The organism is Citrobacter sp. CK191, from assembly GCF_030333435.1.
Lineage (GTDB): Bacteria > Pseudomonadota > Gammaproteobacteria > Enterobacterales > Enterobacteriaceae > Citrobacter_B > Citrobacter_B koseri.
In genome coordinates, this window is sequence record NZ_JAOWFX010000003.1 from 345098 (window position 1) to 358116 (window position 13019).

At 56.5% G+C, this 13019-nt stretch carries 8 protein-coding genes; 3 read left to right on the top strand and 5 right to left on the bottom strand.

Translation table 11 applies throughout. The features are described 5' to 3' along the window. Window positions 1-241 precede the first annotated feature (241 nt). On the top strand, window positions 242-1144 hold the full coding sequence (locus OGV82_RS01635) for a LysR family transcriptional regulator (protein ID WP_047458516.1): 903 nt from the start codon (window positions 242-244) through the stop codon (window positions 1142-1144). Here OGV82_RS01635 and malZ read toward each other — a convergent pair. From malZ to phoB, 5 genes are all read right to left on the bottom strand, one after another. Next, on the bottom strand, window positions 1138-2955 hold the full coding sequence (gene malZ / locus OGV82_RS01640; RefSeq protein WP_047458519.1) for a maltodextrin glucosidase: 1818 nt from the start codon (window positions 2953-2955) through the stop codon (window positions 1138-1140). The two genes, OGV82_RS01635 and malZ, sit on opposite strands and share 7 nt — an antisense overlap. 190 nt (window positions 2956-3145) lie before the next feature. Then, entirely contained in the window at window positions 3146-4519 is a 1374-nt protein-coding gene (gene proY / locus OGV82_RS01645; RefSeq protein WP_024130602.1) for a proline-specific permease ProY, read from the bottom strand. A gap of 76 nt (window positions 4520-4595) precedes the next feature. Next, window positions 4596-5915 (bottom strand): branched-chain amino acid transporter carrier protein BrnQ, encoded by a 1320-nt coding sequence (gene brnQ / locus OGV82_RS01650; RefSeq protein ID WP_012133587.1) that lies wholly within the window; start codon window positions 5913-5915, stop codon window positions 4596-4598. Window positions 5916-6323: 408 nt separating this feature from the next. Beyond that, window positions 6324-7619 (bottom strand): phosphate regulon sensor histidine kinase PhoR, encoded by a 1296-nt coding sequence (phoR, locus tag OGV82_RS01655; protein ID WP_012133590.1) that lies wholly within the window; start codon window positions 7617-7619, stop codon window positions 6324-6326. A gap of 67 nt (window positions 7620-7686) precedes the next feature. Beyond that, a complete protein-coding gene (gene phoB / locus OGV82_RS01660) occupies window positions 7687-8376 on the bottom strand; it encodes a phosphate response regulator transcription factor PhoB (RefSeq protein WP_012133591.1) in 690 nt (229 codons plus the stop codon). Between the two features lie 187 nt (window positions 8377-8563). On the opposite strand from phoB, the gene sbcD reads away from it, so the two are divergent. Together sbcD and sbcC are read left to right on the top strand one after the other, a co-directional pair. Then, window positions 8564-9772, top strand: a complete 1209-nt coding sequence (sbcD, locus tag OGV82_RS01665; RefSeq protein WP_047463739.1) for an exonuclease subunit SbcD — start codon at window positions 8564-8566, stop codon at window positions 9770-9772. Then, window positions 9769-12912, top strand: coding sequence for an exonuclease subunit SbcC (gene sbcC, locus OGV82_RS01670; protein WP_047458522.1), 3144 nt, complete (start codon window positions 9769-9771; stop codon window positions 12910-12912). Before sbcD ends, sbcC begins: the two co-directional genes overlap by 4 nt. The last annotated feature ends 107 nt before the right edge of the window (window positions 12913-13019 follow it).

The window sequence follows — 13019 nt, forward strand, 5'->3', positions numbered from 1 at the left end:
CTGAAGGTGAAAATGCCGGATCGCAGCGTAAACCAGAACGCGGCTTCGGGGCGAATAGAGCCGACCATTTTGAAGGCATTATTGAGGAAATGAACCATGCTAATAACGTGGTTATTTCATCTTATTTTGCATAACAGACACCCTCAAAAAAATGCCATGCTTTGGTCTAAATTATTCACTGGCATTGTTTTTCGACAGTCTGTACAACGTACTTATTTCATTTTCAGGATATTTTCAGATCATGCGAATCAATCTGGACGTTCTGCTCATTCTTGATGCTATCGACAAACACGGCTCGTTTGCCGCTGCGGCCGGGTCGCTGTTTAAAACCCCCGCGGCGCTTAGCTATATGATTCAGAAACTGGAAAACGATCTCGATATTGAGCTTCTCGATCGCTCCGGCCACCGGGCGAAATTTACCGATACCGGACGGATGATGCTGGAAAAAGGGCGTCTGCTGCTCAACGCCGCAAAAGACCTGGAGAAACAAGCCGTGCAGTTAAGCTCTGGCTGGGAAAAAGAGCTGGCGATAGCGCTGGATGACTCCTTCCCTTTCGAGACGCTGCTGCCCGTTATTGATGCGTTTTATGCGCTGAATAAGCAAACGCGCCTCAATTTTACACACCATACGCTGGCGGGATCGTGGGAAGAGCTGACGCACAACGGCGCGGACATCATTCTCGGCGCAATTAACGAGCCTCCGACCTCCGCCGCCTGGTCATATAAAATGCTCGGCACCCTGGACAACGTATTTGTGGTCGCGCCTTCGCACCCGCTGGCCGCCGCCACGGACGGCCTGACCAATGAGCAACTCTGTCTGCACCGGGCGGTGGTGATCAGCGACAGCGCCCGCTTCTGCCATCCCCTGCAATCCAATTTAATGGATGAGCAGCCGCAAATTCGCGTGGATGACTTCGACAGCAAAGTGACGCTGCTGCGCGCCGGTTTAGGGTGCGGATTCCTCCCCCGCCATATTGCCAGACCGTGGCTTGCCACCGGCGAGCTGGTGGAAAAATCCGTCATCTCTTTTCGGCAGAAAGATGTCGCCTATATGGCATGGCGCAACCACAGCGACGGTCTGGCGCAGCGCTGGTGGCGAGAAGCTCTGCTCGCCAGCCCGGAAGTCGCGCAGCTCTATCAGTGATTCACCCAGACCGTAGCGGAAATGGCGGGCAGGCTGAGAACACCCTCAGCCAGTTGGCCTTTCCCCTCTTTGCCTCGCCATTCGCTGACGTTAAGCAACGGTGAGGCAGGCAATACGACCTCACAGGCCTCGCCCCGGTTGATCGCCACCAGTACGCGCTGCTGGTGATAGACTCGCACAAAAACCACCACATCTTCTTCGGCATAAATCACCTGGCAACCGCCGTGACGTAGCGCCTGCGTGCGCTGGCGAAGTTTCCCCAGACGCTGGTACAGCGCCAACAGCGTGGCATCCTGTTTTTCAACCTGCCACGGGAACGGCTTACGACAGAACGGATCGTTATTGCCATCCAGCCCCACTTCATCGCCGTAATAGATGCAGGGAACGCCAGGCCAGGTAAACAGCCAGACAACCGCCAGCGGCAAACGCGCCACGTCTTTGCCCAGCAGCGATTTGAAACGGGCGGTATCGTGGCTGTCCAGTTGGTTAAACATCCGTAGCTGCTGCTGATGCGACAGGCCAGCGCGGTAGTTATCCATCCAGGCGATGCAGGTTTGCGCGTCAATGTGCTGCGGATCGTAAGAGATATCGGTATTGGCGAGAAATCCCCACAGCGGGAAAGTGAAGCCGCGATAGTTCATGGCGGCGTCTTCCGCATCCGCCTGGAGCCATTGCCGCGCATCGCCAAAATGCTCGCCAACGATATAGGCGTCAGGCTGCGTCTCTTTTGCCGCCTGCGTAATACCGGCAACGTGTTGCAGGTTATTGCGCGCGCCTCCGGCCTCGCCCAGCATATGCACCACATCAAGCCGCCAGCCGTCCATATGCCACGGCGCTTTCAGCCAGTGACGCACAATGCTGTCTTCACCGCGGTAGATTTCATTGACCAGGCTTTCCGACTGGAAATCCAGCTTGGGCAGACTCGGATACCCCAGCCAGTCCAGCGCCACGCCCTCCGGGGAGAAAGAGTACCAGTCACGCCAGGGTGAATCCAGGTTGTGGCATGCGCCGCCGCTTCCCCGATTGTGCCTGTCAAACCAGGCGTGCGAGTCGCCGCTATGGTTAAAGACGCCGTCCAGCACCAGGCGCATTCCCTGCTGCTGCGTATGCTGCCGCAGGCGCAGCAGCGCCCGATCGCCGCCAAACTGCGGATCAACGTGACGATAATCTTCCGTATCGTATTTATGGACGCTTGGTGCGCTAAAGACCGGGTTCAGGTACAGCGCCGTCACCCCCAGTTTTTTCAGGTACGGCAGTTTCTCGCTGATCCCGTCCAGATCGCCGCCGTAGAACGTCGATCCCCCGGCCTGCGCAGTCACCGGATCGTCCCAGTCATGCAAGACGATATCCTGACCGGCGGCATGATGGTAATAGACATTATCCTGTTCCGCTTCGCGCGGCTGGCTGCGGGCAAAGCGATCCGGGAAGATTTGATAGAAAATCTGATCGGCGACCCATTGCGGGCCATTGTCCGGCACATCGACGGCAAACTGCTCCAGCCGCGCGGGCGGGAAACGGCTAAATCCCTGCGGCGTGAACCACAGCTGGCGATCGTGCCAGAGCAGCTTAAAGCTGTAGCGACGGCGCGGCTGTCCGCTGGCGAGATCGATCGCCGCCCGCCATGCCGTGACGCCCGGTTGCGGTTGACTGCGCAGCCGATGCATCGCCAGCGAGATTTCTTCATTATCGTTCTCAGCGCGTAGCGTCACACGCTGGGGCGGGTTCTCCCCGCTCAGCCATAACGTTATGGTCAGTTGTTCTTTGTTTTGCTTAACAAATGGGGCAACCGGAAGGTGCCAGGCGTTCAACATCACGTATCCCCTTTGATGAAAATGAAGCCACCTTGCCATAGCGACATCAAGGATAACTCATCATCTTAATGTTTATTGGGGGAGGAGTCCGGGGGAGGATATTGTTTGATACTGCCGGGCGGCGACTTCGCCTGACCCGGCCTACGGTTGCCTGTAGGCCGGATAAGCGTTAGCGCCATCCGGCGGGGAATCACCCCACTTCAGCCAGTTGGCGGTCGCGGCGGCGTTTAAACATCCAGCCGACCAACAGCAGTGCGATCCAGGCGAAACCGACGTACAGCGAAATACGGGTATCTGGATGGTAGCCGATAAGCGCGATAATAAAGACCAGGAAAATCAGGCCCGTAACGGTTGTCGCCACGCCGCCCGGCACTTTAAATTTCAGCGCCTTCACCTCATCCGGCGGCAGACGGCGGCGGAACGCAATCTGCGACAGCAGGATCATAATCCATACCCATACCGTGGCGAAGGTCGCCAGCGAAGCAATCACCAGGAAGACGTTTTCCGGCATGATGTAGTTCAGGTAAACCGCGAACAGCAGCGCAATGGTCATCACCATAACCGTCACCCACGGAATACCGCGACGCGACGTTTTAGCGAACACTTTCGGCGCACTGCCCTGCTCCGCCATACCGTGCAGCATACGTCCCACGCCGAACACGTCGGAGTTAATCGCCGACAGCGAAGCGGTCAGCACCACAAAGTTCAGGATGCTGGCGGCAAACGTAATGCCAAGATGCTGGAAGGTCAGGACGAACGGGCTGCCGTTGGTGCCAACCTGGTTCCACGGGTAGATAGACATGATGACGAACAGCGTGCCCACGTAGAACACCAGAATACGCATCGGCACAGAATTGATGGCGCGCGGAATAGATTTTTCCGGGTCTTTCGCTTCTCCGGCGGTGATGCCGATAATTTCAATCCCGCCGTAAGCGAACATCACCATTTGCAGCGACATCACCATCCCCAGCCAGCCGTTGCTGAAGAACCCGCCGTTGCTCCACAGGTTGTGGACCCCGGTCGGCTGCCCGCCGTTGCCAATCCCCCAGATAATGATGCCGAAGCCGGCAACAATCATGATGATGATAGTGGCGACTTTAAAGAACGAGAACCAGAATTCCAGCTCGCCGAATACCTTCACGCTCATCAGGTTGATGGCACAGATAAGCAGCACCACGCTCAGCACCCAGATCCAGTGCGGCACCGTAGGGAACCAGACCCCCATATAGATACCGAAGGCGGTCACGTCGGCAATGGCGACAATCAGAATTTCAAAACAGTAAGTCCAGCCGGTAATGTAACCGGCGAGCGGGCCGAGGTTTTCCTGCGCATAGCGCGAGAACGAGCTGGCGGCGGGGTTATGCACGGACATTTCGCCCAGCGCGCGCATAATAATGTACGCCGCGACCCCGCCGATAATGTAGGCCAGCAACACGCTTGGCCCGGCCATTTTGATGGCGTCTGCCGAGCCATAAAATAATCCGGTGCCAATTGCCGATCCCAATGCCATAAAGCGAATGTGCCGGGTGCTCAGCCCACGCTTTAGCTTGTTATTGCTTTCCATCAATTCCGAACCCATCAAAATAATAAAAAAACCACGGGGCCTGTAGCCCCGTGGTTAAAACATACTGTCAGTGATCTTAGTGAGCGCTGGAGGTCACTTGTCGACCTGCGGCGCGATCCCAGATAATTGCCAGAACAACCATCACCACTGTTGGCATCAACCACGCCAGCCCCTGTTCCGCCAGCGGTAAACGCTGGGTCCAGGCCGGTAAGATGTCACCAATCGCAGAGGCTTTAATCCCGTCAAGGATACCAAAAACCAGGCTGATAAACATCGCCGGAGCAATGACGCGGGAAGAATTATGCCACCATGAGCGGGTAAAGCTTAATACAACCAGTGCGATACACGGCGGATAGATGGCTGTCAGCACCGGAATAGAAATCTGAATCAGATGGCTCAGACCCAGATTCGATACCACCATTGAGAAGCCGCCCAGAATAAACACCAGCGTGCGATAAGAGAGTGGGACGTACTGCGCAAAGAACTCCGCACATGCGCAGGTCAGGCCAACCGCCGTCACCAGACAGGCGATGAAAATCAGCGCCGCCAGCAGCAGGCTACCCGCGCCGCCGAAGGTATGCTGAACGTAAGCGTGCAGGATTGCCGCGCCGTTAGCAGACTGATCGACCAGCGTCGCGCTATCCGAACCCAGACGGAACAGCGCAAGGTACAGCAGCGTCAAACCCACACCCGCCATCAGGCCCGCCCAGACGGTATAACGGGTCAGCAGACGCGCTTCTTTAACGCCGCGCGAGCGCGCCGCATTGACGATAACGATACCAAACACCATTGCGCCCAGCGTATCCATCGTCAGATAGCCATTCACAAAGCCATTAGAGAACGCCGCGTTCTGGTAGGCATCCATCGCGTCGCTAATCGGGCCGGCAGGCCAGATGATTGCCGCAACGGAGAGAATAATCAGCGCGATGATTTTCAGCGGCGCCAGGAAGTTACCCACCGTGTCCAGCAGTTTTCCCGGATAGAGCGATACCAGAATCACAATGGCGAAATACACCAGGCTGTAGATAAACAGCGGCAGTGCGGAATCGCCGGTCAGCGGCGCAATCCCGACTTCAAAGGAGACGGTTGCCGTACGCGGCGTTGCGAATAACGGCCCCACCGCCAGATAACAGACGGTCGCCAGCAGAACGCCAGCCACTTTACCAATCGGGGTGCTCAGGCTATCAACGCCGCCGCCGACTTTCGCCAGCGCCACAACGGTAAGTACCGGAAGACCAACGGCAGTAATCAGAAAGCCGAACGCCGCCGTCCAGACGTGTTCGCCTGCCTGCAAACCGACCATCGGCGGAAAGATAATATTGCCTGCGCCAACGAACAGCGCAAATGTCATAAAGCCCAGAGCGATAATATCGCGCGATTTTAACTGATGGGTCATAAAGTTTTACTGCCTGTGGATGTGGTGTTGAAAACGTTAAATTTTCTGCCCTTCCCTGCGGGACGATACAGCGGCATTTTTAAGCAATTCCAGCGGGATATGCTCCTGGGCTGGCGCGGCGAAGAATAGTTTTTCGATTTACCGCGTAAATGCAGTCGGTATGACAGCATCTGGAGCGCAATTTAAACGCTTATAACGTTTTAAAGCAAGGTGAGATCCAAAAACCAGAAGAATATAGCGATATGAAATTAGCAACCAGTACAAAACGCTATCCATAAGAAAAAGTCATGGCTAATCATGCGAACAAAAAAGCATCAGACGTTGAAAAATTCAGCAGAGTCTTCTTTACTGCAAAGAAAATAAGCCAGCATCCGCTGGCTTATGGAAAGCTAACCTTACGAACCACAATTAAGCGCAATTTTTGGCAATTAATCGTTCCGGCAGCACAAAGCTGAAGCGCGTCCCTTTACCCGGCGAACTGTCGATAATCAATCGACTCTCGTGATGATTCAGCGCATGTTTCACAATCGCCAGACCTAATCCGCTTCCCCCGGTTTGCCGCGACCGCGCTTTGTCCACACGGTAGAAACGCTCCGTCAGACGCGGAATATGCTCAGGCGCAATCCCCGGCCCGTTATCTTCCACGCTGAACTCCGCACCGTGGGTCACATGCTGCCAGCGCACGGTAATATGCGTTCCCGCAGGCGTGTGATTCACCGCGTTATAGACCAGGTTCGAAATCGCGCTGCGCAACTGCTCTTCGTTGCCCAATACGCTCAGCCGGGCATCCACTTCAAACGTAAAGGTGTGTTTCTGCTGGCTGAGCGCCTGCGCCTCACGCTCGACAACGCGCAGCATCATCGGCACATCCACCCTTTCGTTCAACAGCAGTGCGGGCGCCGCCTCAATTTTCGACAGCGTCAGCAGTTGTTTCACCAGCCCTTCCATCCGGTGCGTTTGCTCACGCATCGTATGCAGCGCCTTCTCCCGCGTCGCGCCTTCCAGAGGCTGCTCCTGCATCATCTCCAGATAGCCCTGCAAGACGGTGAGCGGCGTGCGTAGTTCATGGCTGACGTTCGCGAAGAAATTGCGCCGCGCGCCCTCAAGCTGGTGCATCTGCGTCACGTCGCGTGCGACCATCAACAGTTGCTGATCGGTATAGGGCATCACGCGGATCTCCAGATGCCGCCCGGTGTTGAGCACCAGGTTGAGCGGCCGGATAAAATCGCGTGTTTTGAGATACTGCGTAAATTCCGGGTAGCGCAGCAGGTTCAGAATGTTTTGCCCGTTGTCGTCCGGCCAGCGCAGCCCAAGCACCTGTTGTGCCAGTCCGTTACACCAGAAAATCCCGCCGTCTTCGGTTGTCAGCACCACCGCGTCGGGGAGGGATTCCGCCCCGCTGCGAAAGCGCTTAATCAGGTTTCCCAGTTCGCGACGCCGCTTTTTATTACGCAACTGCATCTGGTGCAGACCGTACAGCAGCGGCTCCCAGCTCCCGCGTCCCGGCGGCGGCGTCATACTCATATCGACCCACAGCCACCAGGAGAGGCGCAATAAATTCCAGAAATGCCAGATCAGCAATCCCGTTACCGACGCCAGTAAAAACCAGGGCAGATAACCAAAAAAAGCACTGAGGATAAAAGCGGGGATGCAGCAGAGGATCAGCTCCAGCACCAGCCTTTTCCATGACAGCCGTTCCAGCACGCGTCACACTCCCTTCAGAATAGTAAACCCGCCCGCCACACCGAGATGCCGGTCTGGCGGCAAGGTATTAAAAACGGGTCGAAAAGCGATACCCGGTTCCGCGTACCGTTTGCACCATACGATCGTGACCGCTGTGCTCCAGCGCTTTACGCAAACGACGAATATGTACATCGACCGTACGGTCTTCAACATACACATTCGTTCCCCAGACATGGTTGAGGAGCTGCTCGCGACTGTAGACGCGCTCAGGGTGCGTCATAAAGAAGTGTAACAATTTAAATTCGGTCGGCCCCATATCGAGCGGATTTTCCCCGGTCATCACGCGATGTGAGGTTGGATCGAGGCTAAGCCCCTGCATCTCAATCACCTCTTCTACCGCCATCGGCGAAATGCGGCGCATCACAGCTTTGATACGCGCCACCAGCTCTTTAGGGGAAAACGGCTTGGTGACATAGTCATCCGCCCCGGTTTCCAGCCCGCGCACGCGGTCTTCCTCTTCTCCTCTTGCCGTCAGCATAACCACAGGGATATCCCGGGTCATCGCTTCACGCTTGAGGTGTTTAATAAACTGAAGGCCCGACCCGCCGGGCAACATCCAGTCAAGGAGGATTAAATCCGGCCAGGGTTCATTCAGTTGGTTCACAGCACTGTCATAATCTTCGGCTTCTACTGGCTGAAAGCCATTTTGCTCGAGCACGAAGCAGACCATTTCACGAATTGGAGCTTCATCTTCTACGACCAGAATACGTCTCGCCATGATTTGCCCTGTTTAAATAAGTCGTTGTCATCAATGCGGCGCCATTATGCGTCAGATTTATGACAGATTTATGAAAAAGATAGTCGACATTCGGCTCAGGTTATTGATTTATGACAGTCACGAAACAAGATATTACCGTTCCCGACGGGTTATAATCCTGCCCACGCTTTTTCGTCATGGAACCGTTATGCGCATCCTTCACACCTCTGACTGGCATCTGGGACAAAACTTCTACAGCAAAAGCCGCGCCGCCGAGCACCAGGCGTTTCTCGACTGGCTGCTGGAAACCGCGCAATCTCACCAGGTGGATGCGATTATTGTCGCGGGTGACATTTTTGATACAGGATCGCCGCCAAGCTATGCCCGCGAGTTGTATAACCGGTTTGTTGTCAATTTACAGCAAACCGGCTGTCATCTGGTGGTGCTGGCCGGAAACCATGACTCCGTCGCCACGCTCAACGAATCCCGCGATATTCTGGCGTTTCTCAACACCACCGTGGTCGCCAGCGCAGGCCACGCGCCGCAGTACCTTTACCGTCGCGACGGCACGCCGGGCGCCGTGCTTTGCCCGATTCCGTTTTTACGCCCGCGCGACATCATCACCAGCCAGGCGGGGCTTTCGGGCAATGAAAAACAGCAGCATCTGCTCGGGGCGATCACGGATTATTACCAACAACAGTATCAGGAAGCCTGTAAGCTGCGCGGCGACGGCGATCAAACTCTGCCGGTTATCGCCACCGGGCACCTGACCACCGTTGGCGCCAGTAAAAGTGACGCGGTACGTGACATCTATATTGGCACGCTGGATGCCTTCCCGGCGCAAAACTTCCCTCCTGCCGATTATATCGCGCTGGGACACATTCACCGGGCGCAGATCATTGGCGGCACGGAACACATCCGCTACTGCGGCTCTCCGATCGCGCTGAGCTTTGATGAGTGCGGCAAAAGCAAATGCGTCCATCTGGTCAGTTTTGCAAACGGCAAATTACATCAAGTAGAGAACCTCACCGTTCCCGTCACTCAACCGCTGGCGGTGCTGAAAGGCGATCTGGCCTCCATCACCGAACAACTTGAGCAATGGCGAGATGCTCACCAGGAGCCTCCCGTCTGGCTGGATATTGAAATCACCACCGACGAATACCTTCACGATATGCAGCGCAAAATTCAGGCATTAACGGAGTCGCTGCCCGTTGAGGTTTTACTGGTGCGCCGCAGTCGGGAAAATCGCGAACGCATTATGGCTAACGAACGACGTGAAACCCTGAGCGAACTGCGCGTGGAAGACGTTTTTACTCGCCGTCTGGCGCTGGAAGAGCTGGATGAACCCCAGCGTGAACGTCTGACGCAGCTTTTTACCACCACCCTACATTCGCTGTCCGGGGAGCATGACGCATGAAGATTCTCAGCCTGCGCCTGAAAAACCTCAACTCCCTGAAGGGAGAATGGAAAGTCGATTTCACGGCAGAACCTTTTGCCAGCAACGGGCTGTTTGCCATCACCGGGCCGACCGGCGCGGGGAAAACCACGCTGCTCGACGCCATCTGTCTTGCGCTCTATCACGAGACACCGCGCCTGAGCACCGTTTCGCAATCGCAAAACGATCTGATGACCCGCGATACGGCCGAATGCCTTGCTGAAGTAGAGTTTGAGGTTAAAGGCGAGTCTTACCGCGCTTTCTGGAGCCAGAACCGCGCCCGCAATCAGCCGGACGGAAACCTGCAAGTGCCGCGCGTGGAGCTGGCGCGCTGCGCCGACGGAAAAATCCTCGCCGATAAGGTCAAAGATAAGCTGGAGATGACGGCATCGCTTACCGGGCTGGATTACGGACGCTTTACCCGCTCCATGCTGCTGTCGCAGGGGCAGTTCGCTGCGTTTCTCAATGCGAAGCCAAAAGAGCGCGCCGAGCTTCTGGAAGAGCTGACCGGAACAGAAATCTATGGGCAGATCTCCGCGCTGGTGTTTGAAAAGCACAAGACCGCCCGCACTGACCTGGAAAAGCTTCAGGCGCAGGCCAGCGGCGTCTCGCTGTTAGCGCCGGAGCAGCAGCATTCCCTCAATGAAAGTTTGCAGGCGCTCACTGACGAAGAAAAACAGCTGCTCGCCCGCCAGCAGCTTCACCAGCAACATCTGCACTGGCTGACCCGTCAGAATGAGTTGCAGGCTGAAATGAATCGCCGCCAGCAGGCGCTGCGGGTCGCCCAGGAAGAACAGGAAAACGCGCAGCCGCAGCTGGCCGCGCTGAACCTGGCGCATCCTGCCCGGCAGTTACGCCCACACTGGGAACGCATTGAGGAACAGACCGCTGCCGCCGGGCGCACACGCCAGCAAATTCAGGAAGTAAATACTCGCTTACAAAGCGTATTACACCTGCGCAGCCGCATTCGACACAGCGCTCAACAACAATCCGCCGAACTGCGCACCACCATGCAGACGCTGACCGGGTGGCTCACCGAACATGAACGCTTCCGCTTGTGGAGCAGTGAACTGGCAGGCTGGCGTGCGCTGTTTGCTCAACAGTCCAGCGATAAAGCGCAGTTGCTTAAATGGCAGCAGCAGTGTGCAAGCGATATCCGCAAGCGTGACGCGCTTCCACCAAATCCTCTGACGCTTACGCCAGAAGAGGCCACGGCAGCGCTGGCGCAGCATACGCAACAGCAGCCGCTGCGTCAGCGGCTCGCCAGCCTGCATGGGCAGATAGCGCCTAAGCAAAAACGACGGGAACAACTGCAAACCGCGATCCAGAATAGTCAGCAGGAGTTGGCCCGACGCAATGCGGCGCTGGAGGATAAGCGACAGAAATATAAAGAAAAAAATCAGCAGTTCATGGATGTGAAAACGATTTGCGAGCAGGAGGCGCGCATCAAAGATCTGGAAAGCCAGCGAGCGCTGCTGCAATCCGGCCAGCCATGCCCGCTCTGCGGCTCGACCTCGCATCCGGCGATTGCATCCTATCAGGCACTCGAACCCGGCGTGAATCAGGCGCGGCGCGATGCACTGGAAAAAGAGGTCAAGACGCTGGCGGAAGAAGGCGCCGCCTTACGCGGGCAACTGGAAACATTAACGCAGCAGCTACACCGCGACGAAAGCGAAGCGCAGGCACTGGTAAAAGAGGAGCAAGCGCTCACTCAAGAATGGCAAACGCTGTGTGACGCGCTGAAAGTTACGCTGCACCCTCAGGACGATATTTCACCGTGGCTGACCGCCCGGCAGGACTATGAACAACAGCTGTATCAGCTCAGCCAGCGCCATATGTTGCAGGCGCAGATCGCCGCCCATACCGGGCAGGTTACGCAATTTCAGCAGCAAATCGACCAGCGTCAAACCACGCTGCTGTCTGAACTACGCCGCTACGGGTTATCCCTGCCCGCCGACGGAGAAGAAGCGTCGTGGTTAAACGCCCGCGCGGATGACGCGCAAACATGGCAACAGCGCCAGACGGAACTGGGCGAGCTACAAACGCGCATCGCGCAGTTGGCTCCCCTGCTGGAGACACTACCGGAAACAGATATTCTCCCGGAGAGCGATGAGCGCGTGGCGCTGGATAACTGGCGGCAGGTACATGATGATTGCGTTTCGCTACAGAGCCAGTGGCAGACCTTGCAGCAGCAGGAAGCGCAGGAAATGCAGCGGATAGCACAGGCGCAGGCGCACTTTGACGCCGCGCTCAAGGCCAGCGTATTTGACGATCGCGCCGCCTTCCTTGCCGCGCTGCTGGATGATGAGACCATCGCCCGCCTCGAACAACATCGCCAGGCGCTGGAAAACCAGTTACAGCAGGCGCAGGCCTTAGCCGCTCAGGCGAACCAGGTACTGGCAGAACATCAACAACATCCGCCCGAGGGGCTGGATCTCACGCTCACACCTGAACACATTCAGCAGGCCGTGACGCAATTAACCGGACAACTGCGGGACAATACGACGCGTCAGGGGGAGATCCGCCAGCAACTCAAACAGGATGCGGATAACCACCAACAGCAGCAGTCTCTGATGCTGGAGATTGAAAACGCCTCGCAGCAGGTGGAGGACTGGGGTTATCTGAACGCGTTAATCGGCTCTAAAGAGGGCGATAAATTCCGCAAATTTGCTCAGGGACTGACGCTGGATAACCTGGTCTGGCTGGCGAACAATCAGCTGACTCGCCTGCATGGTCGTTACCTGCTCCAGCGCAAGGCCAGCGAAGCGCTGGAACTGGAGGTGGTCGATACCTGGCAAGCGGATGCCGTTCGCGATACCCGCACGCTGTCGGGCGGCGAAAGTTTCCTGGTCAGTCTGGCGCTGGCGCTGGCGTTGTCCGATCTGGTCAGCCACAAAACGCGCATCGACTCCCTGTTCCTTGATGAAGGGTTCGGCACGCTGGACAGCGAGACGCTGGATACCGCGCTGGATGCCCTGGACGCGCTGAATGCCACCGGTAAGACGATTGGCGTAATAAGCCATGTGGAAGCGATGAAAGAACGCATTCCTGTGCAAATTAAGGTGAAGAAAATCAACGGGCTGGGTTACAGCAAACTGGATAAGATGTTTGCTGTGGAATGACGGCTGTTTTGCCGGATGGCAGCGTAAACGCCTTATCCGGCCTACAGGGAGCACGTTGTAGGCCCGGTAAGCGTAGCGCCACCGGGCATTACGCCGGATGGCGGCGT

What these genes read in the sequence shown, in the direction of transcription:
- OGV82_RS01635 (WP_047458516.1), top strand. Translation starts at nt 242, where the DNA reads ATGCGAATCAATCTGGACGTTCTGCTCATTCTTGATGCTATCGACAAA.
- malZ (WP_047458519.1), bottom strand. Translation starts at nt 2,955, where the DNA reads ATGTTGAACGCCTGGCACCTTCCGGTTGCCCCATTTGTTAAGCAAAAC.
- proY (WP_024130602.1), bottom strand. Translation starts at nt 4,519, where the DNA reads ATGGAAAGCAATAACAAGCTAAAGCGTGGGCTGAGCACCCGGCACATT.
- brnQ (WP_012133587.1), bottom strand. Translation starts at nt 5,915, where the DNA reads ATGACCCATCAGTTAAAATCGCGCGATATTATCGCTCTGGGCTTTATG.
- phoB (WP_012133591.1), bottom strand. Translation starts at nt 8,376, where the DNA reads ATGGCGAGACGTATTCTGGTCGTAGAAGATGAAGCTCCAATTCGTGAA.
- sbcD (WP_047463739.1), top strand. Translation starts at nt 8,564, where the DNA reads ATGCGCATCCTTCACACCTCTGACTGGCATCTGGGACAAAACTTCTAC.
- sbcC (WP_047458522.1), top strand. Translation starts at nt 9,769, where the DNA reads ATGAAGATTCTCAGCCTGCGCCTGAAAAACCTCAACTCCCTGAAGGGA.